We start from the raw sequence: 24,321 nt of genomic DNA, 5'->3' as shown, positions 1-24,321 counted from the left end.
ACTAACATCCACAAACCAATCAATATTCAAGAGGAAGCGAAACCGTCTTCCCATCTCGAGCCGAAAGATAGGCGGCAATGATGACTTCCAGACTCTTCAAGCCCTCGCGCCCGTCGGTTTCTGGCTCGGCCACACCGCGCAAGGTGTCGATGACATTTTTATAGTAAAGTGGATGGCCGAACCCATAGACTGAAGTTGTCTCATAACTGGCCTGCCTAACCTGATCATCGTAGTTGCAAGAGTTGGCAAAATCCCAGGTCAGTATTTCATTTACGGCTACACCACCTACTCGCACCGTACCCTTTTCACCCAAAATCGTCAGGGATCCTTCATAATTCTTCGGATAAGCCAGCATGGTCACTGCCATGGACCCGAGGGCTCCGTTGCGCCAGCGCACGTTCATGACCCCGGTATCTTCCACCTCGATGTCACGCGCCAAAGTGCCGGTCATAGCCTGAACGTCAGCAATCGGACCGATGAGCCATTCCAGCAAATCAACGTAATGGCTAGCCTGATTCATGAAAGCTCCTCCGTCCAATTCCCAGGTACCACGCCATTTGGCCTGATCGTAATAAGCTTGTGGCCTAGCCCAGAACACGTTCAGATGGGCCATGTAGATACGGCCAAAACGCTTCTCATCTATGGCTCGCTTGACTAACTGCAAAGTTGTATTTCGGCGATTTTGCTTGACTACAAAAAAACGGACCCGCGCCTCGTCGCAAGCGCGGACCATGGCTACACCGTCGGCCCAGCGCGTGGCCATGGGCTTCTCGGTCATCACATGCTTCCCAGCCTTGGCGCATCGAATGACCTCGGACGGATGCAGCCCACTTGGGGTACAGATGGAGATAAGATCGGCATCGGACTGGGCCAGCAACGTATCGAGACGATCAAAGCCATGGACTCCGTGATCCTTGATCATCCGGGCCAGCACTTCGCGATCCCGGTCGCAAACCGCCACCAATTCCAAATCCTGTCCATGTCGGGCAATTGCCTCGAAATGCTTGCCGGAGATCCGTCCACAGCCTACAATTGCAATTTTTATCTTTCGGTCTTTGATTGATGAAAACATGATTCTACCTTTCAAATCAGGACGATGCTAATTGTGTCGCTTTCATAACTTTTCCCCATCTCACCACTCCTGCCAAGCCATCCCTCAACTTCACGCATGTAATCCACAAAAACTTCCACATGCCCGGCAACTACATCCTTAACAATCTGCCAATTCACGGAGACATAATCGTGTACGGCCACATTGCGCAGGCCGACGCTGCTACGAAGGGCGTTGGCCGTGGGCTCTGAAATGACTCCGTGTTCGCATAGCGCGATGAAGGCCTCCTCCATCGTGTCCGGAAGCGTTCTGGAGAGATCGGAGAGCATGTGCAAGGCGATATCAACGCTCAGTTGCACCGCGCGTTGAAGATTCACGCTCAAGATATCCTGCAAGTCATAATTGCAAAGCAGTTCTTCATGCGTGAATCCGCGCTTGGAACGGATTCTGTCCACGCATCTGCTAAGGAATTACATTTTCCGAAAAATGAGCATTTCATCCATTCAAACTTCTCCTCACCTTGTCCTTGAGCGCCCGCAGCACCAGCGGCCGCATGTCTTCCCTGTACCCCAGCGCACGAATAGCCAGTTCTGCCAGAAGAGACGTGTCACGCTTAACCGCTACCTCCCCGCCCAGGACGATCTGCGCCAAAAACTCGCCCTGTGCCTTGCGCATATCGGCGACATCGACCTCGCACCCCAACGCCTCAGACAACCTAGCGCTCAGTTCTCCACGGCGAACTGGTGACATCTCGCCGTCCAGGGCTACGGCCACGTCGGCATCCGAACCGGCATGGGTTTTCCCGGATGCCTGGGAACCGAACAAAATGGCCAACCGAATATCCGGGTCGGTCAGGATTTGCCTGATTGTTTGCACCATGTTCTCTGTTTTCATTGGGAATACTCCCGCAGCCATGCTCAATCCCTTAAAAAATCCCCGTACGTCAAACCAATTCCCTCCGGCAACGCAACACCTTGCCGCCACCCCATGCCGTTCAGCCTCGATACATCAAGAAGCTTCTGCGGCGTTCCATCCGGCTTGCCCGCGTCAAACACGATCTCGCCCTCAAAACCCACAGCCTCCGCCACCATCCCGGCCAGTTCGGCAATGGTCACATCCTCACCGCAGCCGATATTAACCAAAGGCGGTTCCTGGTCGTTAAACAAAGATTCGGTCTTCCCAGCCTCGCTCATCAGATACACGCAGGCGTTGGCCAGATCGTCGCTGTAGAGGAATTCGCGGCGCGGGGTGCCTGTTCCCCAGACTGTGAAACTCCTGTCGCCCCGCGTCTTGGCTTCGTGGGCCTTGCGGATCAGGGCGGGCAGGACGTGGCTGGTTTGCAGATCGTAGTTGTCGCCTGGGCCGTAGAGGTTGGTCGGCATGACCGCAACGTAACGCGTGCCGTATTGGCGGTTGTAGGCCCAGCACATCTCGATGCCCGCGATCTTGGCCACGGCGTAGGGGCGGTTCGTGGCTTCCAGGGGGCCGGTCAGCAGGTAGGATTCGCGGATGGGCTGCGGACAATCCCGGGGGTAGATGCAGCTTGAGCCCAGAAAAAGGAGGCGTTGCGCGCCTGCCTGGTACGCGCTGTGGATGGCGCCCGTCTGGATGGCCAGATTGGCGTGGATGAAATCCGCCGGGTAGGTGCTGTTGGCGTGAATGCCGCCTACCCTTGCCGCGGCCAGAAAGACGTGATCTGGCCGCTCGCGCTCGAAAAAAGCATGCACTGACGCCTGATCCATGAGGTCCAGGGGTTCCAAACGCACGCGGCCTGCGGCCTCGGGACCGAAATCAGGTGCCTTGCGGTGGATGGTGCCGAGAATATTCTCGAAGCCATGGGCCAGAAGAGCGCGCACCAGGGCGCTGCCGACCATGCCGGCCGCTCCGGCTACGAGGATTTTGTCTGTCTTGTTCATGCCACCGTCACTCCTGCGGCGTATTCACACAAAACCCCGCACGCACGCACAGCTCTTCCTTCTTGGCCTCTTCCAGATCCGCCCGGACCATTTCGGCGACCAGTTCCCGGAAGGTGATCCTTGGCTTCCAGCCGAGTTTCTCTTTCCCCTTGGATGGGTCGCCAAGCAGGGTCTCCACCTCGGTGGGGCGGAAGTAGCGCGGATCCACGGCCACCACGGTCTTGCCGTTGGCGGGATTGACGCCCTTTTCTTCGATGCCTTCGCCGGAAAATTCGATGGTCATGCCCAGTTCCCTGGCCGCGGCCTGCACGAAGTCGCGCACGGAGTGCTGCTCGCCCGTGGCGATGACGTAATCGTCCGGAGCGTCCTGTTGCAGCATGAGCCACTGCATCTCCACGTAGTCCTTGGCATGGCCCCAGTCGCGCAGGGCGTTCAGGTTGCCCAGGAACATGCAGTCCTGCAGCCCGAGGTAAATCCGGGCCATGGCGCGTGTGATCTTGCGGGTGACGAAGGTCTCGCCGCGCAGGGGCGACTCGTGGTTGAAGAGGATGCCGTTACAGGCGTACATGCCGTACGCTTCGCGGTAGTTGACCGTGATCCAGTAGGCGTAGAGCTTGGCGCAGGCGTAGGGCGAGCGGGGGTAGAAGGGCGTCTTCTCCGTTTGGGGAACTTCCTGCACCAGGCCGTACAATTCGGATGTCGAAGCCTGATAAAAGCGTGTCGTCTTCTCCAGCCCCAGGATGCGGATGGCCTCCAGCATGCGCAGCGTGCCCAGCCCGTCCACGTTGGCCGTATATTCCGGCGTTTCAAAGGAAACCTGCACATGGGACTGCGCGGCAAGGTTGTAAACCTCGTCGGGGCGGACCTGCTGGATGATGCGGATCAGGTTGGAGGCGTCGGTCAGGTCGCCGTAGTGCAGGAAAAACCTGCGGCCCTGCTCGTGCGGATCCTGGTAAAGATGATCCACGCGGTCCGTGTTGAAGAGCGAGGCCCGGCGCTTGATGCCATGCACCTCATACCCCTTGGCCAGCAGAAACTCGGCCAGATAGGCCCCATCCTGACCCGTGATGCCGGTTATGAGGGCTTTCTTGGGTGCGCCCGGTCGCGCCCTGTCATAATTCTGCATGCATCCTTCCCGTGTTACGTTATCAGCATTAACCCCACAGAGGCCTACACCACCTTCCAATGCGGCCGCTGCAAAAAAGTCTGTTTCGAAGCCTCGAACTCCTCCACCCCGATCACCATGACCCGCAGCTTGCGCCGGATTTTCTCTTCGGTGAGGCGCACGTATTCCCGCAGCCTGTCCGACTTGACCTCGCCGACGATCAGCAGGTCGATGAGCCCGGAATCCTTGCCCAGGGCGTAGTCGTCCAGGATGTAGACCGCGTGCACATCGCCCAGGTCGCGGCGGACGTCTTCGACCACCCGGTCGATGCCGAGACTCTTTTTGACGATGGAGTGCAGCTCGGGAAAAATCGGGTGGTTGGTGTTGGCGCGAAAGAAAAGGGAGCGGCCCTGTTTTTTCTTTTCAAGATACCCGGCTTCGGTCAGGTTATCCAGCTCTTCCTTCACGGCATTGGGCGAGACGGCGAACTCCGTCGCCAACTCCCTGAGATAGCAGGACACGTCGGGGTTGAGAAAAAGTTTGAGCAGCAATTGAATGCGCGTCTTGGAGGAGAAGAGTTCCGAAAGCATGGTGTTTTTCGTACAGCTATTTTGAACGATATGCAAGAGAACGGGCTGCAAAAAAGCGGCTCCAACCCAAAGGGCGGGAACCGCTTTTCAAGAGGATGCAAACTGGCCGGATCTATTCTTTCGCGGGAGCCGCGGGAGCCGCCGGGGCTGCCGCGCCCACGGTGATGCGATCCTTGATGGCCTCGAACTTGGCCGGACCGATGCCCTTGACTTCAAGAACCTCCTCGACCGTGTCGAAAGGCTTGGCCTCACGGTATTCGACGATCTTGGCGGCAGTAACCGGCCCGATCCCGGGCAGATCCGTCAACTCCTGGGCCGTCGCGGTGTTGATGTTGATCAGATCCTGCGCAACGGCGGGAGCGGAAGCAAACAGGCCAAAAAGAAGCACGCAAAGCATCACCTGAAGCAATCTTTTCATCACTAAACCTCCATATGAATTTCGGAGGATCAGTGCACAAGTCCACTAAAAGATTCAATATTGATTTATTTAAGCATGAAAAAACGTGCGAACGATAATCACAAATCTTCGATTCGAGATTTTGTACGTATAAATATATGTACAAGATGGATTCCCGCCTTCGCGGGAATGACATACAACGACCCATGCCGAGCACCTGTGCGCGGGAATGACCGGGCATTTCTTGGTGCCCGGCAGGCGACCGGGTTACAGCATCTTCAGGTCCCAGTTCCAGAGCCCCTGGCGCTCCTTGATGGACACCTTGTCAGGCACGGGTTCATGCAGACGCGCCAGGAGGGCGTATCCGGCCTTTTCCAGTTCCGTCCATTTCTCGCTCAGGTCGATTTCCCAGTTGGGGAAAGTCCACACCAGACCGCCGTAGGTTCTTGACCAAAACTGCTCGCCCTTGGGACTCTGGAAGGGCTCGCGCTCGCGCAGGTTGTCCGAAAGGATGCGCGAGACGCACAGGGGATGTATGCCCTTGACCAGAATGCCCAGCGGCAGCGGCGAAAGGGCGGGCAATTCCAGAAAACCCTGGCGGTCTAGTTCCGGACTGACAAAGGCCCCGGCAAAGCCCATTCGGAAAAGTTCGGCCAGAGCCAGGGGGTTGGCCGTGTTGCACATGGGCCCGGCCCAGAAGGTCTGGCGTTCGGGCTTGGCAAAGAGACCTGCCTGCCAGGGCGCGTTCAGCACGAACTGCCTGGCACCGAGGCGGGTCATGTTCTCCAGGCACTCGGTCCAGGCTTTTTCTTCGGCCGGCCAGATCACGGGCGGCAACCACCACCAGATACGCCCGAAAATATTGCGCGAAATGTTCCGCTCCACGCCCGGCGTCAGCCACACTGCCTGCTCGCTCTGATTGCCAAGTCTGGCCGGCAGGCTGCGCCAGACGTCCATCTCGCGCGGCTTGCCCTTGCGCCGCACGGTTCGCGGCAGGGTCGGGGTAAAGGTGGACTCCTTGGTCGGCCGGTCGAAAGACAGATCCTTTTTCAGGTCCGCGATCAAGGCCTGCAGCTCCCGCTCCCGCCGGTCCACCAGAAACACCGGGGCGCCCTGGGGTGCGGGACGCCCCTGACCTTTGGCCAGCTCCAGGCGCCCGCCCTTGGGGATGTCGCGCCGGATTTTCACGGTCTGATGCCCGGCCTGATCCTCGTAGCCGACGCGCAGCAGGTCTCCGCTTTTGAGCGGTTCGCGCGGGGAAACATAGGCGGCCTTGAACCCGCCCTGGACCTTGCCGACCATGTGCCCCGAGGCGGTCTGTTCCCGGTCGGCGATGGGATTGCTGGGCCGGTGCCCAAGAAAATTGTAGTGCGAGGACGGCCGCCCCAGCGCCATGTCCAAAAGCCCCAGAGCCGCCTTGCGCTGGGCCGGATCATCGCCCGCGTCACGCAGCATGCGATAGGCCGTGACCGTATAGTAGACGTAATGCGGCCCTTTTTTGCGCCCCTCGATCTTCCAGGAATCTACCTTGTCCACGCCGCTCAAAGGACGCACCAACACGTCCAGGGACAGATCGTCGCAGGAAAAGAACGACGTCTTCTGGCTCTTCTGCTGGTACTGACGCCGGCAAGGCTGCACGCAACGGCCGCGCAGACCGCTTTTGCCCCCCAGATAGCTCGACCAGTAGCACCGGCCGGAGACCGCGTAGCAGAGCGCGCCATGCACGAACACTTCCAGCCCAAGGCCCTCCGGACAGCGGCTGGCGACGGCTTTGATCTCGTCGATGGACAGCTCCCGGGGCAACACCAGACGATCCACGCCCAAGGCCAGAATCTGCGGCAGTCCGGCAATGGTGCCGCCGTTGGCCAGGGTGGAGAGATGCAGCTCGCCCGTGAACCCGGCCTGCCTGGCCAGGACGGGCAGGCCCAGATCCTGCACAATGAGCGCGTCCGGCCCGACCTGCGTCTGCAGCCGATGGATGAGGCGCCCGGCCTGATCCAGTTCCGGAGTTTTAAGCAGATTATTCATGGCCACATGCACGCGAATGCCCTTGGCATGAGCCAGCTCGGTCAGGGCCGCGAGCTCGGTCAGGGAAAAATTCTCCGCCTCCATGCGCGCGGAAAAATTTTTGAGGCCGCAGTAGATGGCGTCGGCTCCGGCGGCGATGGCGGCCAAAAAGCTGTCTATGTCACCGGCCGGAGCGAGAATTTCGATTTTTTTCTTGATTTCCATGGAAAGACCAACGGCCCTGGGCCGAAAGTTGATATCCGCAGGCGAAAGGCCGGCGGCGCTGCTGCGTATGAAAGCGTGATCAAAAGGCAGGCGAACATATTCCGGGTAGCGTAACGGACTGGGGGGATGTCAAGGACCAATACGCGGGGGGAAGGGCCGGACCCTTGTGAACCATGTACGAAACGCGTATGACAATTGCTAGGCACTACTTAAGAACATGCAGAAAAACAGGACATGTAAGCGCATGGGAATGACGGATCTCGTTTTCGTGGCCACGAGCCAGGACTCCCTTTTTCAGGAAACCAGAGACAATCTGACCCGGCTCGGATACAGCAACTGCGCGCGCTTTTCCTCGGGCAAGGCGGCGGTGGAGTTCATCAAGTTCAATCCTGCCCGGATCATCATCGTCGACACGGAAGTCGAGGATCTGAGCATCGCCGAGTTTGTCACTGCCCTGCGCGAAGTCAGACAGGCGGAATACCTGCACATTCTGGTCATATCGTCGGAGCGGGCCGAAGAGTTCGTGCTTGGCGTCATCTCCGCCGGGTGCTCCGGGCTGGTTCTGCGCCCCTACACCCTGCCGGCCCTGGAAAAGCACATGATCCAGTCCGGAAAGATTGAACACACACCGGACAGCGACCGCGAAACCGTGGAGCAGGCCGCGACGTTGATCGTTCAGGGCCGCTATGAAGACGCCATCGGCGACCTGACCCTCGTCGTCAACCAGGAGGACGAGCAGGCCAGCCGTCTTTTCTTCCGGGGCTGCCAGTTTCTGGTGGACAAAAAATGGTCCGACGCCATCCAGGCCTTCAACCAGTCCCTGGCCCGCAACCAGACCTTCATCAAGGCTTACGAAGGGCTGGCCCAAGCCTATCTGGGAAAAAACGACATCGACCGCTACCGCTACTATCTGCAAAAAGCCGCCGATGAATACGCAAAGCTCAACAATTTTGCCAAGGTCAAAAAAATATTCGTCGAAATCGTCAAATACGACATCAACGCGCCCAATCCATACAACACACTGGGCATCCGGCTGCGCCAGGAAAAACAGTACAAGCAGGCCATCCAGGCTTATTTCCAGGCCGTTCAGCTTAGCCCCAAGGATGAAAACATTCACTACAACATGGCAAAGGCCTATTTTTGCGATGCGCAGCCGGCAAACGCCCTGGAATGCATCAAGCTCGCGTTGGCCCTGTCTCCGGAACATCTCGAAGCGCTCAAAATGTACCGCCTGCTGACCGGAGTGTCCTGGGAAGACAATTCAAACGCCCCGTTTCAACCTCCGCGAGGGGTGTGAGCCATGGCCAAGTTCAGCACCTGCGCCATCTGTGGAAAGCTGGTCGATATCGACCAAGAGTCCCACACCCTGTTTCATTGCCGCAATTTCCTGCTTCGCTCCTTTTACGGTGAAAAAAACGAACACCGCCGCGCGCGCCTGCAGGAACGCATCGATGCCCTGAACTCCCGCATGCGCGTCAAGGGCAACAACCTGCTCGATACCTGACCGCCTCCCTCCGCTCGCCTCTCTATCTACAACTTAGGGCTGCGCAGGCCAGGCAAGGCCCTCCAGTGGCCCCAGAGCCTGCAGCATGCTCTGCGTCGCGTCTTCCAAAAACATGTCTCCGCTTCTGGGCGGACAGGCGTAGGCAAAATTTTGTCCGCCCAGGGAAAACCGCAGGGTGTGGGCGTGCAGATACATGCGATCGGGCCAATCCGGGACAATGGGGTGATAAAGGCTGTCGCCCAGGATGGGCGCGCCCAGGCTCTTCATGGCCACGCGCAGCTGATGGGTGCGGCCGCTCATGGGCTTCAGGACAAAAAGGCGCATACCCGGCCGCACGGACCAGCTCAGAAAACGCGTCCTGGCCGGACGCTCCATGCTCCGCGCCAGCTTCCAGCTGCCCCGCCGCGAACGGACCATGTCGCCCTGAACGAGCCCCTGCTTCTTGCCTGGAGTGAGATCCGACAGGGCGATGTAGTATTTCTGCACAGCCCGCTCGCGGAACAATCCGGCCAGCGCCGCGGCCCACTCCCGGCTCCTGGCCAAAAGCAGCAGCCCCGAGGTGGCCTTGTCCAGGCGATGGACCGGAAAGACCCTGGCTTGCAGCCGATCCCGGACCAGGCTGCACAACCCCATGCGACCGTCGCAGTCGTGAAAATCGAGGCCCGGATCCTTGTGCACGACAACAAATCCGGGCTCGCGCGCGATCAGTTCAAAACCCGGCGAGATGATCACCACCGCTTGTTCTTCTTTTTGCTTGGCGGATACGTGGACCTGTGCTCGTCGTAGCGGTAGTACGGTTTGTCGAGATCGAGCTCCATACTCACCGGACCGCCCAACCGGACCCGCAGCGCCCGCGGCAGGACCACCGCGCTCCGCCATCCCCGGTCCAGATAGAAATAGATCTTGCGGTCCAGGTCAAAGTACACCCCGGCATCCGGATAATAGGAATAGCGGTATTTGTTGCGGTAGCCGTGGGCCGGGGCGTGATCCGGCGGTCCATGCCGCTGCGGCGGCGCGGCGGGCGCGATGACGCAGCCCTGAATGACGAAAACCGTGAGCATGAGCAGCAGCCAGTTTTTCAGTCGCATGGATACCTCCCGGTGTTATTGTTTGCGCCCTTCACACCTTGAAGTTTGCCATTATGTGCTCTACTCAGTAAACACTTGTTTTCCCCAAACCGACGAGAACGCAGTGCGCCTTCCCCATCACAAACACGAGGAGCGTCCATATGGATTGTTTTAGCGGAAAGCTCTGGCATCACCTGCCGTCCAAGGATGTGCTGGAGGTTTTTCAAGTCGACCCGGGCAAGGGCCTTGATACCTTGCAGATCAAATGGCGAACCGACGAATTCGGCCCCAATGCCCTGACCACGCGCCGGGGCAAAACCAAACTCGAACGCTTCCTGCTGCAGTTCCACCAGCCCCTGGTCTACATCCTCGTCGCGGCTGGAATAATCACTGCCGCCCTGGGCGAAGTGGTCGATTCCGCCGTCATCGTGGGCGTGGTCCTGGTCAACGCCATTGTCGGATACATCCAGGAGGCCAAGGCCGCCGGAGCGCTGGAAGCGCTTGCCAATTCCATGATAACCGAAGCGGTGGTCATCCGTTCAGGCTCCACCAGGCGCGTGGCGGCTTCGGAACTGGTCCCCGGAGACATCGTGGTGCTGCGCTCGGGCGACAAGGTGCCGGCCGACCTTCGTCTCTTTTCCATCAAGGACCTGCGCGTGGACGAGTCGGCCCTGACCGGCGAATCCGTGCCCGTGGGCAAAGCCGCGGACGCCCTGCCGCAGGACGCCGTCCTCGGCGACCGCCGCAACATGGCCTACGCCTCCACCCTGATCACCTACGGCCAGGCCACGGGCGTGGTCGTGAGCACCGGCGACTGCACCGAAATCGGCCGCATCTCGACCATGGTCTCCGAGGCCGACGAACTGGCCACTCCGCTGACCCGCAAGATCGCAAGCTTCAGCCACATCCTGCTCTGGGCCATCCTGGCCCTGGCCGCCCTGACCTTCACCGCCGGCGTGCTGCGCGGCGAGAAAGCCGCCGACATGTTCATGGCCGCAGTGGCCCTGGCCGTGGGCGCCATTCCCGAAGGCCTGCCCGCCGCGGTGACCGTCATCCTGGCCATGGGCGTTTCGCGCATGGCCGCGCGCGGCGCCATCATCCGCAAGCTCCCCGCCGTGGAGACCCTGGGCGGAGCCTCGGTCATCTGCTCGGACAAGACCGGCACCCTGACCGAAAACCAGATGACCGTCACCGCCATCTTCGCGGGCCTTGCAAGCCACGCGGTCAGCGGCGCGGGGTACCAGCCCGAAGGGGACATCGAAGGATTCGACGAGCGCAACCAGGCCCTGCGCACCACGCTCTTGGCCGGCCTGCTCTGCAACGACACCAGCATCGAATATTCGGAAACCGGGGAAAAGGTCGTCGGCGATCCCACCGAGGCCGCGTTGATCGTGGCCGCCGGCAAGGGCGGCCTGCGGCTGGACGAACAGTCCCGGAGCCTGCCGCGCATCGACACCCTGCCCTTTGAATCCGAGCACCAGTACATGGCCACCCTGCACGACCAGGGAGCGTCCAGCCCGCGCCTTGTCTTCTTCAAGGGCTCGGTGGAAACCGTGCTCGACCGCGCGGCCATGGAACTTCACGCCGACGGCACGCTTCAGCCCCTTGATCCGGACTCCATCCGCGCCGAGGTCGAGCGCCTGGGCATGGACGGCATGCGCGTCCTGGCCATGGCCTGCAAGGAATTGCCTGCCGAAATCTCATCGCTCGCGCATGAGCATGTCTCTTCCGAACTGATCTTCATCGGCCTCACGGGCATGATCGATCCGCCGCGCCCCGAGGCGGTCCAGGCCGTGCACGCCTTTCACCGCGCAGGGGTCAAGGTCAAGATGATCACCGGCGACCACGCGGTCACGGCGGCGGCCATCGGCGTTCAGCTGGGACTCGGCATCGAGACCTGTCCCGGCAGCCCGACCTGTCAGGTCATGACCGGCGCGGACATGTCCCGGATATCCGATGAGGAACTGGTGGCCAAAGCCGCCGACACCGCCGTCTTCGCCCGCGTCGCCCCGGACCAGAAGCTGCGTCTGGTCATGGCTCTGCAAAGCCGGGGCGAGGTCGTGGCCATGACCGGCGACGGCGTCAACGACGCCCCGGCCCTGAAACAGGCCGACATCGGCGTGGCCATGGGCAAGGGCGGCACCGAGGCGGCCAAGGAGGCCTCGGACATGATCCTGACCGACGACAACTTCGCCACCATCGAGGCCGCCGTGGAGGAAGGCCGGGGCGTGTACGACAACCTGCTCAAATTCATCGTCTGGACCCTGCCCACCAACGTAGGCGAAGGCCTGGTCATCCTTGCCGCCGTCCTGCTCGGGGTGGCCCTGCCCATCCTGCCGGTGCAGATCCTGTGGATCAACATGACCACGGCCGGATGCCTCGGCCTCATGCTCGCCTTCGAGCCCAAGGAGCCGGGCATCATGAACCGCGACCCGCGCGATCCGAGACTGCCCATCCTGGACACGGAACTCTACATCCGTATCCTGCTGGTGGGCGGACTCCTACTTGTCGCCGCTTTCGGCCTCTACGAATGGGAACTGCGCACCACCGGCGTGCAGGAACAGGCGCGTACCGTAGCCGTCAACGTCTTCGTCATGGTCGAAGCCTTCTACCTCTTCAACAGCCGCTCCTTCACCCGCTCCCCCTTTGCCCTCGGGCTGTGGACAAACCCCTGGGTGGTGGGCGGATTCGCCATCATGGTCGTCCTGCAGCTCGCCTTCACCTACGTCCCGTTCATGAATGTCCTGTTCGGCAGCGCGCCCATCGGCGTCCTGCCCTGGCTCAAGATCATCGGCGTTTCGATCCTGGCCTTCATCGTGATCGAGGTCGAGAAATGGCTCCGCAACCGTCCAGCCAAGGCCGCCGGCCACGCCTGATCCGGCCCGCTTCGCCATCATGCAACACCGCAGCCCGTCGCACCAGATGCGGCGGGCTGCCCCTTTAAGGATTGACCACGGCGCAACCATGGGCCACAAGTCCGCCTTTTACCACCATCACGGAAACATGAGATGAGCAAAACCTACGCAATTGTCGGGGCCGGACTGGCCGGATGCGAAGCCGCCTGGCAGCTGGCCCAGGCCGGATGCGACGTCGTTCTCTATGAAATGAAGCCGCAGCGCTTCTCCCCCGCCCATCAGAGCAAGGACCTGGCCGAACTGGTCTGCTCCAACTCCTTTCGCTCGGCAGAGCTTGAAACCGGCATCGGCCTGCTGAAACTCGAAATGACGGAGCTTGGCAGCCTGGTCATGGACGTGGCCAAAGGAGTGGAAGTGCCCGCCGGGAAGGCACTGGCCGTAGACCGTGAGCTTTTCGCCCGCGAAATGACCAGACGCATCGAAGAACACCCGCGCATCACGCTGCAACGGCGCGAAATAGCAAACCTGGCGGAACTGGACGGCGCAGGGCACGCGGCACTCATCATCACCGCCGGCCCCCTGGCCAGTGACGCCCTGTCCTCGGACCTCTCGCGCATCGTCGGCCAGGACAGCCTGGCCTTTTACGACGCCATCGCGCCCATCGTGCTCACGGAATCGGTGGACATGAGCGTGGCCTTCTGGGCCTCGCGCTACGCCCCCGAGGACAAGGACTACCTGAACTGCCCCATGAATGAGGACGAATACCTGGCCTTCGTGCGGGCGCTGGTGGCCGGGGAAAAGGTCGCGCCAAGGGAATTCGAAAAGGAAATGCACTTCGAGGGTTGCCTGCCCATCGAAGTCATGGCCGAACGCGGGGAAATGACCCTGGCTTTCGGCCCTTTGAAGCCCGTGGGCCTTATCGACCCGCGCACCGGCAAGCAGCCCTATGCCGTGGTACAACTGCGAGCCGAAAACCGCGAAAAGACGGCCATGAACATGGTCGGCTTTCAGACCAAGCTCAAATACGGCGAGCAGAAACGCATCTTCTTGACCATCCCCGGCCTCGCCCACGCCGAATTCCTGCGCATGGGCAGCATCCACCGCAATACCTATGTGCTGGCCCCGGAAGTTCTGACCCCGACCCTTGAACTGCGGGGCAGACCGGGCACCTACCTGGCCGGTCAGATCAGCGGCGTGGAAGGATATCTGGAGTCGGCGGCCACAGGCCTGTGGCTGGGACTTTTCCTGTCCGGACAGCGCGAGCTGCCGCCGGTGGAGACGGCCCTGGGCGCGCTCCTTGCCCACCTGCGCACCCCGGCCAAACATTTCCAGCCCTCCAACGTCCACTTCGGCCTCATGCCCGCCCTGAACATGAAAGCGCCCAAAAAGAAACGCAAGGCGCTCTATGCAGAGCGTGCGCGGGAAGTCTGGAAAAGGTGGATTGAAGGGGAATAGGAAAAGGAAAAGATGCCTCCGGCGGGCAGGGGACTCGTCCCCTGCACCCCTTGCATGGGGTAGGGGCGAAAAATTTTTCGCCCCTACAATTTTTCGCCCTTACGGTCACCACGCGCAGACGGGTTCCCGCTTCTACATTTCCGGAACCGACAGCCCCAGCAGCGTGCACAATTCCACGTGAACGCATCTGTTCGGCACGGCCATGACCGCGTTCTGGGCTTCCCACCAGTAGATGGACAGCCCCAGGCGGCGCGAGCGAGTGATCAGCTCGACCAGGGCGTGGGCCTGCCCGGGCAGGGACAAGGCCATCTGGGTGCCGCGCTCTTCGATCAGGCGTTCCAGCAGCTTGCGGATGCCCGCGTTGGCCGCAAACCATGCGGCCAGGGAGTCCTGCATGTCCCGAGGCAGCTCCTGGCCTTCGAAAAGCCAGTTCCAGACCAGTCCGGGAATCTGCATGGCCAGGGATTGCTGCGGCTCGCTTTGTCCTTCGGTAAAACCGGACAAGAGCGGCGCCATATTCCGGGCCAAAAGGCAGGATTGCTGCAAAAGCTCCCGTTCGTTTTCCCTGGCCAGACGAAAACCCACCTCGGCCTTGTGCCTGGAATGCGGCGGGAACTCTTCCGGCCCTGACAGCGAGGCCGTCTCCTCTTCCAGGGTCCGGGTCCAGAAGCAGTGCAGCCTTTGGCCCTTGGCATCGGATTCAAGCGCAAGCCGAACGCCCGGCCAAGCCATCTCCGGCCGGTCCTTTGCCGCCGGAAAACGGCGCGGATAGGCGGCAAGCTCGTGCAGGGACGGACGCCGGGAGGTGACCAGCTCCTCCCACAGGGCCGCCCCGTCCCAATCTTCACGCATGTTCGACTGGGCTTCGGCCAGCACGCGCACAAAACCGGCCTCCACGTCCGGTCCGCCCGTGGCCGCCAGCAGATCCAGCGCGCGCCGGGCAGAGGTCAAACCATTCAAGGGTTCAATCCGGGCAATGTCGTCAAAGAACCAGGCGCAGCTCGAAAAACTGGCCAGGGCCAGCCGCTGCATGAGCAGCAACCGGCAGGCATCGGTGCGCTGCGCCGGCTCAAGGCCGGGCAGGCAGTGCCTTTCCAGAAACGACTCCAGGGCTTCGCTTCCGGCCAAAACCAGCCCGTACTCCTGCAGGGCAACGCCGCTTTCGCGGAAAAAAGCGCTTCCCCGTTTGAAAAAATGTTCATCCGCGTAGTATTTCAGATAGTTGAGGCAGCGCCTGAGCGGTCTGCGCCAATCCTGCATCCAGTCCGGGTGCCCGCCATCGGAGCAGCCGCAGTGGGTTTTCCAGCGCTCCACCCCGTGCACGCAACTCCAGGAGGTGTTTTCATGGATAAGCACCTCGTCCGTGGCCGGATGGGCCGCGAGATAGGCGCCGTAATTGGTCAGGCCGACGTTGTCGCGCCCCTCCCTGGCCTGCTGTACGACATACGCCAGCGCCATTTCGCCGAACATGAAATGATGCCCGTAGGACTCTCCGTCCGTGGCGATGCTCCCAAGGCCCTGGGAAAAAGAACCGACAAGCCTGACCCAGAAATTCTCTCCGCTACCGAGCAGGCGCTCGAAGGCCACGGCCCGGGAGACGGCCCCGTCGTAAAAAAACACGCTTATTGACTTGCCTTGAGGGAGCTTGACCAGATAGGGCCGCGTAGTATCGAGGCTGTCTTCGGTCACGGGAGAAAATTCTCCCCCTGCGCCGCGAATGGCCTGCGCCTGCCGGGGAGCCAGGATGGTGAAACGGATCCCCGCATCGGCCAGGGCCTGGAGCGTCGGCAGATCCACGGCGGTCTCGGCCAGCCACATGCCTTCGGGATCACGCCCGAAGCGGGTCCGGAAATCCTGGACGGCCCAGGCTATCTCCAGGTCCTTGTCCAATTCCGTCGCCAAGGGCATGATGGAGTGATGGTACACTTGTGCCAGGGCATTGCCGTGGCCAAGACGCTCACGGCTCTGCCTGTCCCCTTCCAGGATGCGCGTATAGGTCTCAGGGGCATGGAGTTCCATCCAGCGCAGCAAGGTGGGCCCGAAATTGAAGCTCATCCATGCATAGCAATTGACCAGCTCGCAGATCATGCCCGTCCCGCCGAGCCGGCGCGCCCAGGCCAGAGGAGCGTAGCATTCCCGGGTGATGCGTATGTTCCAATCGTGTTCCGGGGCGGCACTGCCTTCCGGCAGTACGTCTTCGAGCCAGGGGTCGAAGCGGGGCGGCTGGTAAAAATGACCGTGTATGCAGAGTGCTTTGGACATGGGAACTCCGTAAAATTCGAGTGATGAATCTAGACCTTTAAACAAAACCAGGATGCCGTCAAAGCGCAAAGATGAGGACGGCGAGGGAGGATACCTTGGGATTCATGTCAGCAAGCGTGGGGCTCACCCGTTACCGCATTGTGGAGGAGGATATCCCTTCGAGCCTGTGGCACGAAGTGGACGACCGCCTCAAACGCAACGCTTTTCGCGATATCGACGCCAGCGCCGAAGAACGCAGCTTTGGCTGGGTCTCCTTCGACAATATGCTCGATCCGGACTTTGCGTTGTGTCCGCCTGAAAAAGGCCCGTACCTGACCTTCACCCTGCGTCTGGACACGCGTCGCGTGCCGCCCGCGGTCATGAAAAAGCACTTCGCCGTGGCCATGAACGAGGCCATGCGGGCCATGCGCGACCAGGGCAAGAAATTTTTGACCAAAGAGCAGAAGACCGAGATCCGCGAACAGGTCGAACTGCGCCTGCGCGCCCGGACCCTGCCCATTCCGGCCTGCTTCGACGTGGTCTGGGACACAAACCGGCAGACCGTCTGGATCGCGTCCACCCAGTCCAAGCTGACCGAACTCTTCGAGGAGCTGTTCACCCACACCTTCGGCCTGCACCTGGAGCCCCTGACGCCCTACTTTCAGGCCCTGAACATCCTTGGAGCCGAACGCAAGGCGGCGCTTGACGATTTTGAACCAACCGTTTTCGCCCAGGGAGGTGCATGATGGATCTGGAACACGCGGAAACAGTGAGCCTGGCCCTGGGACAGGAATTTCTGACCTGGCTGTGGTTTGCCAGTGAAACCAGCAGCGGACTCTTCCGGACCAAGGAAGGCGAAGCGTTCTCGGTCACGGTGGAGCAGAAGGTCTCGGTCCAGGGCGGCGAGGGAGAGGCCAAGGAAACAGCCGTATGCAGCGGCCCCATGGCCGAACTGCGCGAGGCGCGCCTTGGGCTTCGAAACGGCAAAAAGGTCTACAAGGCCAAGGTTCGCGTCGAAAGGGACGAGATCAGCTGGCAGGTGCTTCTGGACGCCGCCAACTTCACCCTGCAGGGCCTCAAAACCCCCAAGGTGGAGATGAAGATGGAGGAGGGCGAAGACCCGGACGGTCGCATCCTGGAGAAAATCTACCTGCTGGAAAAATGCATGGATTATCTGGACGTGGTCTACGCGCGTTTTCTGGACCTGCGCTTCGGACCAAAATGGCAGGAGGAGACGGCGCATCTGCGCAGATGGCTGGAAAACTGATCCGGCATTCCGTACCGTCCACACCGTCTCCAAAGCCCTGAATCGCCCGGGGACAACGCCGTATCCCGAGGCGATAGCTGCATGGCGAGGCGGAATGGATCAGTAGAGATAGCTCTGCAAAGCCTGATAGCTGTCCAGGTCGGTGTCGTCGAAGCTGGCGCCGACCTGATAGCAGTCCGCGGTCTGAAAAACCCGCTTGCCCTGGCACTGGATGGTGATGGGGCGCTCTTCCTGCGGCAGGGCGAAGACGACATCAAAGGATTCCAGCTTCTGGTCGACCAGATTGCACCCGTCGCCGTTCTTGGGCACGACGAGATTGATCCCGCCCAGGGACAGGTTGGTTATCTTGCTGGCATGGAAATATTTTTGCGAACCGTTTTGGCCGCTGATGATGGCCGGAAGGGCCTTGTGCTGGCGCGGAAACCTGCGCCGGTCCTCCAGCAGGATGTCCTGCCCCGCCTGGGACTGCAAAAAATCCTGCAAAACGGCGTCGATAAAGCCGGAAAGCGTGACCTTGTTCTTCTTTGCAAATTTTTTCAGCGATTTGCTGAATTCTTCCGTGGTCCGGAAACTTATCATCGTGTCTTTGGACATGTTTACTCCCTTTTCCCGCGCTATTCTACGGGATGATTGTAAGACAGTATGACAGAACCGTGCCGGATGGATCAATACGTTTTTATTTCAATATGTTAGTAGTAAAAAATGGAAATCATGAACCCCGATCATTCTGATTTATTGTCTGTTTTTTCCGGATTTTCTGCGCTCTTGTCAACAACTGTCTGACATTTGTCCGATTTACATGGATGTCGGCATGGCCTTCTGCCTGTTGCCAGCGTACATGGTATTGGCTATGTGCCATGTGCTTGGAACTCTCCCCATGAATGGGCATCGTGCCCCGGGGCCACCCCTTGCAGCAACACTTTACGGAGGACGGATGATGCGAAAATGTTTGCCCTTGTTCCTGCTGGCCTTTTTGGCCTTGGGATCAACCTGCTTCGCCGAAGACATGAAAGTCGGTTTTGTCTATGTGTCCCCGGTGGGAGACGCCGGATATTCCTATGCCCATGACCAGGGCCGACTGGCTGTCGAAGCCATGGACGGAGTGACCACCTCGTTTGTCGAATCCGTGGCCGAAGGGCAGGATTCCGAACGCGTCATCATGAACATGGCCCGCAAGGGGTATGACGTCATCTTCGCCACAAGTTACGGCTACATGGACCCCATGCTGAAAGTGTCCAAGGATTTTCCCAAGGTCAAATTCCTGCACTGTTCCGGCTACAAAAATGCTGAAAACATGGCCAATTATTTCGGCCGCATCTATCAGGCCCGCTACCTGACCGGCATGGTCGCAGGCGCCATGACCAAGTCCAACGTGCTGGGCTACGTGGCGGCCTTCCCCATTCCCGAAGTCATCCGCGGCATCAACGCCTTCACCCTTGGCGCCCAGGCCGTGAATCCCGATGTGCAGGTCCGCGTAGTCTGGACCAAGACCTGGTACGACCCGGCAACCGAAAAAGAAGCCGGCAAATCCCTGCTCGACGTCGGTTGCGACGTCATCGCCCAGCATCAGGATTCCCCCGGCCCGCAGGAAGCGGCGCAGGAACGCGGCGTCTACTCCGTGGGTTACAACACCGACATGAGCGCTTTTGCGCCCAAGTCGCACCTGACCGCAGCCATCTGGAACTGGGGCCCGTTCTATACGGAAATGGTCCAGCAGATCAAAGACGGCACCTGGAAGAGCGACTTCTACTGGTACGGACTGGACAAGGGCATCGTCGATATCGCGCCCTTCGGCGAGATGGTTCCGGCCGATGTGCAGAAGACCGTGCTCGACAAGAAGGCGGAAATCGCCGCCGGCACCTATCAGGTCTTCACCGGCCCCATCAAGGACCAGTCCGGGGCCGAGAAAGTCGCGGCCGGCACGGTCATGGCCGACGCGGATCTGCTCGGATTCAACTGGTTCGTGCAGGGCGTTGTCGGCACCCTGGAATAAGGTCCCTCAATGCTTCAATTCAGTGCCGTTCGAAGACAGGAGCCCCTTGGGTGGGGCTCCTGTCTTGTTTTTCTGACAGCCTTGGCCCTGGCCTTCACCGTTAGCGGGCTGCTTCTGGCCGTGCAGGACAAACCGGCGGCAAGCGCCCTGTGGCTGCTGGTGCACAGCGCTTTTGGCTCCGGCTATGCGCTGGAGGACTGCCTGATCAAGGCCATCCCCATTTTTCTGTGCTCGCTGGGCGTGGGCCTGACTTTTCGTTTGCAGATCTGGAACATCGGTGCAGAGGGCCAGTTCGCCCTGGGCGCCGTGGGCGCAACCTGGGCCGCCCTGACCTTTCCCGGCTGGCCCTGGTACGCCCTGCTGCCGACCATGCTGATCTGCGCCTCGCTGACCGGTAGCCTGTGGGGAATCATTCCTGCGGTGCTGCGTCTTAAACTCAAAGCCAACGAGATCATCGTCACCTTGATGCTCAATTATGTGGGCATCCTGATTCTTGAGTATCTTGTCTACGGAATCTGGAAGGACCCGGGCAGTTTCGGCTTTCCCATGACCAGCGAATTCGTGCCCGCCGCCGTGGTCGCGCGCATCGGAGACACCCGCCTGAACTGGGGGCTGCTGCTCTGCCTGGCCATCGGCGTACTGATGACGATTTTCCTGCGCTCCACCCGCCTGGGTTATGAACTTCGGGCCTGCGGCGAAAATGTCCGCGCCGCCCGTTACGCACGCATGCCCTACGCCAAGCTGGTGGTCTTGGTCATGGCCGTGAGCGGGGCCCTGGCCGGATGGGCCGGATTTCTGGAGGCATCCGCCACGCTCGGGCGGCTGCAGCCGAGCATCATGTCCGGCTACGGGTACACGGCCATTGTCGTGGCCTGGCTGGCCAACCTGAACCCGCTTATCATCGCCGTGTCGTCTTTTCTTCTGGCGGGCCTGCGCGTAGGCATGGAGACCCTGCAGCTCGACCTGCAGGTCCCGGCGGCCTTCGGCGCCATCATGGAAGGCCTTATCCTCCTGGCCGTTCTGGCCGGAGGATTCTTCTCGCGCTATCGCCTGCACTTCAGGAGGATCAGATGACCCCCGAGATTCTGCTCGCCCTGCTTGCGGCCACGGTGCAGGCCGGAACCCCGATTCTTTACGCCACGCTGGGCGAGATCCTGACCGAAAAGGGTGGCATCCTGAACCTTGGAGTCGAGGGCATGATGCTTGTCGGCGCTCTGATCGCCTTCCTCACCGCCCTGCATACGGGCTCACCCGTGCTGGCCTTTGTGGCAGGAGGATTGGGCGGCGCGTGCATGGCCGCGCTGCATGGCGTTGTCTGCATCTGGTTTCTGGGCAACCAGGTCGTCTCGGGGCTGGCCCTGACCATCTTCGGCACGGGCCTGGCCGGTTTTTTCGGCACGCCCTACATCGGCCGCACCGCCCCCGGCTTCGACAAATTCTCCCTGCCCGGCCTCGGCGATCTGCCCGCACTGGGCACGATCTTTTTCCAGCAGGACGCGCTGGTCTATCTCTCCTACCTCATCCCGCCGCTCTTGTGGGCCTTCTTCCGCTACAGCCGCTGGGGCATGGCCATCCGCGCCGCCGGCGAGAGCCCCGCCGCGACACGGGCCGCCGGCCTGAACGTATTGGCCTACCGCTGGGCGGCGCTGCTGGGAGGCGGGATGCTGGTCGGTTTTGGCGGAAGCTATCTGAGCCTCGCCTACACCCATTTATGGACCAACGGGCTGACCGCCGGACGCGGCTGGATCGCGGTGGCCCTGGTCATCTTCGCCTTCTGGCGCCCCAGTCGCGCCATGCTTGGAGCCTATCTTTTCGGCGGAGTCATGGCCTTCCAGCTCCGTCTGCAGGCCATGGGCACGGCACTGCCTTCGTCCATCCTGCTCATGCTGCCCTATGTGTTGACCATCGCGGCCCTGGCGTTCTCGTCATGGCGTAGCGACCGCACCCAAGCCCCGGCCGCTCTGGGCGTGAACATGGAACCTTCTGAATAGGATACGTTTATGACCGAAAACAGATATCAGCGCACCTACCCCATTTCCTGGGACCAGCTGCACCGTGATGCCAAGGCCCTTTCCTGGCGCCTTCTGGACAAGGATTTCTTCAACGGCATCATCGCCGTGACCCGTGGCGGCCTTGTGCCCGCGGCAATCATCGCCCGCGAACTGGACATCCGACTGGTGGATACGATCTGCGTGTCCAGCTATGACTGGAAAAACCAGAAAGGCGAGGTCAAGCTGTTGAAAGGCATCGAGGGCAACGGCGAGGGCTGGCTCATCATCGATGATCTGGTCGACACCGGCCGCACCGCCAAGCTCATCCGCGAACTGCTGCCCAAGGCCCACTTCGCCTCCGTCTACGCCAAGCCCGCAGGACGCCCGCTGGTGGACACCTTCGTCACCGAGGTCAGCCAGGACACCTGGATCCTCTTTCCGTGGGACACGGAATCGCAGTTCGTGCAGCCCATCGCCGGGATGCGGCAGGGCTGAGGAATGCCAGCTTCCACGGCCGTGGTCAGTCTGCGCGGCATCACCAAGGTCTTCGGCGCGGTGCGGGCCAACAACGACATCAGCCTGGACATCCACGCGGGCCGGATAAAAGCCCTGCTTGGCGAAAACGGGGCAGGCAAGAGCACGCTCATGTCCATTCTGGCCGGACATTACCTGCCCGACAGCGGCCAGATCCTCATCGACGGCCAGGAGAGCCTGCTGCGATCGACCAAGGACGCCATCAAGGCCGGAATCGGCATGGTCTACCAGCACTTCATGCTGGTGGAGGCCATGACCGTGGCCGAAAACGTTTTCCTGGGCCAGGAGCCGGGATTTTTCCTTTCTCCTACGGCCATGCGTGAACAGGTCCGGGCACTGGCACAGAGTTTCGGCCTGGATATCGACCCGGCCGCCCGTGTGGCGGACCTGTCCATGGGCGAAAAGCAGCGCGTTGAAATCTTGAAGCTCCTGCAGCGTAAAAGCCGCATTCTCATCTTCGACGAACCCACGGCCGTGCTCACTCCCCAGGAGGCGCAGCAGCTCTTCATGGCCCTGCGCAGCATGGCCGCCCAGGGCAAGGCCATCGTCTACATCTCCCACAAGCTGGGCGAGGTCATGGCATTGGCCGACGAGATCGCCATCCTCCGCCGGGGCGAAGTGGTGGATGAGCTTCCGGCGAGCGAGGTGCATTCCCAGTCCGATCTGGCCAGGCGCATGGTTGGCCGGGAAGTGCTGCTGGAAGTGCATCGCGAACCCATGGAACTGCGGCAGAATGTGCTGCGCATGGAGAATGTCAGCAACGAAACGTTACGGGATGTCTCCTTGAGCCTTCGGCAGGGAGAAATCCTGGCCGTGGTCGGCGTGGCCGGCAACGGCCAGAAGGATCTGGTCGAAGTCGTGTGCGGCCTCAAGGAACCACGCAAAGGCGAGGTCAACGTGCTCGGCAAGAGCTGGCAGACCTTTTTTTCCGAACCCTCCTGGCAGGGGGGCCTCAGCTACATCCCCGAAGACCGCATGGGCCTGGCGGTCTGCCGGGGCATGGATCTGGTCGACAATTTTCTGCTGACCACGCGCCAAGGATACAGCTCTTCCGTCTGGCTGCAGCGCGACAAGGCCAAATCCGTGGCCCAGGATCTGGTTCGGCAGTTCAAGGTCTCGCCGCCGGACGTGAACTGTCAGGCCAGGCAGCTTTCCGGCGGCAACCTGCAGAAGATGGTCCTGGCCCGGGAATTCCATCGCAGACCGCGCCTCATCGTGGCCGAGCAGCCCACCCAGGGCCTTGACGTCTCGGCCATCGAGGAAGTCTGGGCCACCCTGCTCGCGGCCCGCGAGGAGGCCGGGATACTGCTCGTCACCGGCGACCTGTCCGAGGCTCTGGCTCTGGCCGATCGCGTCGCGGTCATGTACGGGGGAGCCATCGTGGACACGTTCCCTGCGGACGACCGGCAACGCGTCGACCGCATCGGACAGATGATGGCAGGGATGAAGCCCGACGAAAATGACTGAACTCCATGAAAACCATGGGCAGCTCACGGTGAACGCCGCCGGGCGGTCCTGGACCCTGGAGCGCCCGGCGGATCTGGAGTCCCTCTGGCAGTCCATGGACGAGAACGACCCGGAAGCCGAAGAGCACATCCCCTACTGGGTGGAGCTCTGGCCCGCGACCCTGGCCCTTTGCGGCTGGCTGGCCCGGCAGGACCTGGCCGGACGCCGATGCCTGGATCTGGGCTGCGGGCTGGGGTTGTCGGCCCTGGTGGCAGCAAACCTTGGCGCGCAGGTCGTCGGGATGGACTACGAGCACGGCGCCTTGTACTTTGCGGCCCGGAACACCCGCATCAACTCCGTCCCTTCGCCACTTTGGGTGCGCATGGACTGGAACAATCCGGGTTTTGCGCCGGCCTCTTTCGAGCGCATCTGGGGCGGAGACATTTTCTACGAACAGCGATTTTTCGAACCTCTGGAAAATCTTTTGCTGCGCAGCCTGGCTCCGGGCGGCAGGGTCTGGTTCGGCGATCCCGAGCGGACCGTGTCGAGCACGGTATGGTCCAGGTTTTCCCGCCGCGGCTGGCGGGTCAGGAATCAGGGTCAGGAAGTGGTCCCCTTTGAGCAGGCCCGCATGACGGTCAACGTGTGGGAACTCTTCCGCCCGCAATGATGTAAGG

Annotated in this window: 24 protein-coding genes; 12 read left to right on the top strand and 12 right to left on the bottom strand. The window is 60.9% G+C overall.

Annotated elements, in window-relative coordinates:
• Positions 1-19: 19 nt before the first annotated feature.
• The 8 genes from DBAC_RS16285 to DBAC_RS16250 all read right to left on the bottom strand — a co-directional run bounded on the left by DBAC_RS16285 (position 20) and on the right by DBAC_RS16250 (position 7,291).
• Positions 20-1,072 carry a Gfo/Idh/MocA family protein gene (locus DBAC_RS16285; protein WP_015775418.1) on the bottom strand — a complete coding sequence of 351 codons (1,053 nt, stop codon included), beginning with the start codon at positions 1,070-1,072 and terminating at the stop codon, positions 20-22.
• 11 nt (positions 1,073-1,083) lie between these two features.
• Positions 1,084-1,506 carry a type VII toxin-antitoxin system HepT family RNase toxin gene (hepT, locus tag DBAC_RS16280; protein WP_015775417.1) on the bottom strand — a complete coding sequence of 141 codons (423 nt, stop codon included), beginning with the start codon at positions 1,504-1,506 and terminating at the stop codon, positions 1,084-1,086.
• Positions 1,507-1,546: 40 nt separating this feature from the next.
• On the bottom strand, positions 1,547-1,945 hold the full coding sequence (mntA, locus tag DBAC_RS16275) for a type VII toxin-antitoxin system MntA family adenylyltransferase antitoxin (RefSeq protein ID WP_015775416.1): 399 nt from the start codon (positions 1,943-1,945) through the stop codon (positions 1,547-1,549).
• Positions 1,946-1,968: 23 nt separating this feature from the next.
• Entirely contained in the window at positions 1,969-2,967 is a 999-nt protein-coding gene (locus tag DBAC_RS16270; RefSeq protein ID WP_015775415.1) for a GDP-L-fucose synthase family protein, read from the bottom strand.
• Positions 2,968-2,974: 7 nt separating this feature from the next.
• Positions 2,975-4,093: a GDP-mannose 4,6-dehydratase gene (gene gmd / locus DBAC_RS16265; protein ID WP_015775414.1), complete on the bottom strand. Its 1,119-nt coding sequence runs from the start codon at positions 4,091-4,093 to the stop codon at positions 2,975-2,977.
• 44 nt (positions 4,094-4,137) lie between these two features.
• Positions 4,138-4,662, bottom strand: coding sequence for a winged helix-turn-helix domain-containing protein (locus DBAC_RS16260; RefSeq protein WP_043811173.1), 525 nt, complete (start codon positions 4,660-4,662; stop codon positions 4,138-4,140).
• Positions 4,663-4,774: 112 nt separating this feature from the next.
• The gene (locus DBAC_RS16255) at positions 4,775-5,080 is read right to left on the bottom strand and encodes a ComEA family DNA-binding protein (protein ID WP_043811170.1); all 306 of its coding nucleotides are present in this window, start codon (positions 5,078-5,080) and stop codon (positions 4,775-4,777) included.
• A gap of 246 nt (positions 5,081-5,326) precedes the next feature.
• The gene (locus tag DBAC_RS16250; RefSeq protein ID WP_015775412.1) at positions 5,327-7,291 is read right to left on the bottom strand and encodes a peptidase U32 family protein; all 1,965 of its coding nucleotides are present in this window, start codon (positions 7,289-7,291) and stop codon (positions 5,327-5,329) included.
• Positions 7,292-7,535: 244 nt separating this feature from the next.
• On the opposite strand from DBAC_RS16250, the gene DBAC_RS16245 reads away from it, so the two are divergent.
• Both DBAC_RS16245 and DBAC_RS16240 read left to right on the top strand, forming a co-directional pair.
• Positions 7,536-8,588 carry a tetratricopeptide repeat protein gene (locus DBAC_RS16245; RefSeq protein ID WP_015775411.1) on the top strand — a complete coding sequence of 351 codons (1,053 nt, stop codon included), beginning with the start codon at positions 7,536-7,538 and terminating at the stop codon, positions 8,586-8,588.
• A 3-nt stretch (positions 8,589-8,591) separates the two neighbouring features.
• On the top strand, positions 8,592-8,795 hold the full coding sequence (locus DBAC_RS16240; RefSeq protein WP_015775410.1) for a hypothetical protein: 204 nt from the start codon (positions 8,592-8,594) through the stop codon (positions 8,793-8,795).
• Positions 8,796-8,828: 33 nt separating this feature from the next.
• On the opposite strand, the gene DBAC_RS16235 is transcribed toward DBAC_RS16240, so the two are convergent.
• Both DBAC_RS16235 and DBAC_RS19750 read right to left on the bottom strand, forming a co-directional pair.
• Positions 8,829-9,530, bottom strand: a complete 702-nt coding sequence (locus DBAC_RS16235; RefSeq protein WP_218915580.1) for a pseudouridine synthase — start codon at positions 9,528-9,530, stop codon at positions 8,829-8,831.
• Positions 9,524-9,883: a hypothetical protein gene (locus DBAC_RS19750; RefSeq protein WP_015775408.1), complete on the bottom strand. Its 360-nt coding sequence runs from the start codon at positions 9,881-9,883 to the stop codon at positions 9,524-9,526. The genes DBAC_RS16235 and DBAC_RS19750 overlap by 7 nt, the downstream gene beginning before the upstream one ends.
• 140 nt (positions 9,884-10,023) lie before the next feature.
• Here DBAC_RS19750 and DBAC_RS16225 point away from each other — a divergent pair, with 140 nt between their 5' ends.
• Together DBAC_RS16225 and trmFO are read left to right on the top strand one after the other, a co-directional pair.
• Entirely contained in the window at positions 10,024-12,738 is a 2,715-nt protein-coding gene (locus DBAC_RS16225; RefSeq protein ID WP_015775407.1) for a cation-transporting P-type ATPase, read from the top strand.
• A 132-nt stretch (positions 12,739-12,870) separates the two neighbouring features.
• Positions 12,871-14,172 carry a methylenetetrahydrofolate--tRNA-(uracil(54)-C(5))-methyltransferase (FADH(2)-oxidizing) TrmFO gene (trmFO, locus tag DBAC_RS16220; protein ID WP_015775406.1) on the top strand — a complete coding sequence of 434 codons (1,302 nt, stop codon included), beginning with the start codon at positions 12,871-12,873 and terminating at the stop codon, positions 14,170-14,172.
• A gap of 132 nt (positions 14,173-14,304) precedes the next feature.
• Here the strand turns inward: trmFO and DBAC_RS16215 are convergent, their stop codons facing one another.
• Positions 14,305-16,434 (bottom strand): DUF3536 domain-containing protein, encoded by a 2,130-nt coding sequence (locus DBAC_RS16215; RefSeq protein WP_015775405.1) that lies wholly within the window; start codon positions 16,432-16,434, stop codon positions 14,305-14,307.
• A gap of 95 nt (positions 16,435-16,529) precedes the next feature.
• Between DBAC_RS16215 and rdgC the strand changes: the two genes are divergently transcribed.
• Positions 16,530-17,159, top strand: a complete 630-nt coding sequence (rdgC, locus tag DBAC_RS16210) for a recombination-associated protein RdgC (RefSeq protein WP_015775404.1) — start codon at positions 16,530-16,532, stop codon at positions 17,157-17,159.
• Positions 17,156-17,680 carry a hypothetical protein gene (locus tag DBAC_RS16205; protein ID WP_043811167.1) on the top strand — a complete coding sequence of 175 codons (525 nt, stop codon included), beginning with the start codon at positions 17,156-17,158 and terminating at the stop codon, positions 17,678-17,680. The genes rdgC and DBAC_RS16205 overlap by 4 nt, the downstream gene beginning before the upstream one ends.
• A gap of 99 nt (positions 17,681-17,779) precedes the next feature.
• On the opposite strand, the gene DBAC_RS16200 is transcribed toward DBAC_RS16205, so the two are convergent.
• On the bottom strand, positions 17,780-18,274 hold the full coding sequence (locus DBAC_RS16200) for a PilZ domain-containing protein (RefSeq protein ID WP_015775402.1): 495 nt from the start codon (positions 18,272-18,274) through the stop codon (positions 17,780-17,782).
• A gap of 343 nt (positions 18,275-18,617) precedes the next feature.
• On the opposite strand from DBAC_RS16200, the gene DBAC_RS16195 reads away from it, so the two are divergent.
• From DBAC_RS16195 to DBAC_RS16170, 6 genes are read left to right on the top strand one after another with little or no spacing between them, the layout of a single operon-like run.
• Positions 18,618-19,673 carry a BMP family ABC transporter substrate-binding protein gene (locus DBAC_RS16195; RefSeq protein ID WP_081434509.1) on the top strand — a complete coding sequence of 352 codons (1,056 nt, stop codon included), beginning with the start codon at positions 18,618-18,620 and terminating at the stop codon, positions 19,671-19,673.
• Positions 19,674-19,682: 9 nt separating this feature from the next.
• Positions 19,683-20,747, top strand: coding sequence for an ABC transporter permease (locus tag DBAC_RS16190; RefSeq protein ID WP_015775400.1), 1,065 nt, complete (start codon positions 19,683-19,685; stop codon positions 20,745-20,747).
• On the top strand, positions 20,744-21,664 hold the full coding sequence (locus tag DBAC_RS16185) for an ABC transporter permease (protein WP_015775399.1): 921 nt from the start codon (positions 20,744-20,746) through the stop codon (positions 21,662-21,664). The genes DBAC_RS16190 and DBAC_RS16185 overlap by 4 nt, the downstream gene beginning before the upstream one ends.
• A gap of 9 nt (positions 21,665-21,673) precedes the next feature.
• A complete protein-coding gene (gene gpt / locus DBAC_RS16180) occupies positions 21,674-22,159 on the top strand; it encodes a xanthine phosphoribosyltransferase (protein ID WP_015775398.1) in 486 nt (161 codons plus the stop codon).
• 3 nt (positions 22,160-22,162) lie between these two features.
• Complete coding sequence (locus DBAC_RS16175) at positions 22,163-23,665, top strand: ABC transporter ATP-binding protein (RefSeq protein ID WP_015775397.1); 1,503 nt, start codon at positions 22,163-22,165, stop codon at positions 23,663-23,665.
• The gene (locus DBAC_RS16170; protein ID WP_015775396.1) at positions 23,658-24,314 is read left to right on the top strand and encodes a class I SAM-dependent methyltransferase; all 657 of its coding nucleotides are present in this window, start codon (positions 23,658-23,660) and stop codon (positions 24,312-24,314) included. The genes DBAC_RS16175 and DBAC_RS16170 overlap by 8 nt, the downstream gene beginning before the upstream one ends.
• The last annotated feature ends 7 nt before the right edge of the window (positions 24,315-24,321 follow it).

The sequence above is a fragment of the Desulfomicrobium baculatum DSM 4028 genome (assembly GCF_000023225.1).
Lineage (GTDB): Bacteria > Desulfobacterota > Desulfovibrionia > Desulfovibrionales > Desulfomicrobiaceae > Desulfomicrobium > Desulfomicrobium baculatum.
This window is presented reverse-complemented; position numbering and strand designations above follow the sequence as displayed.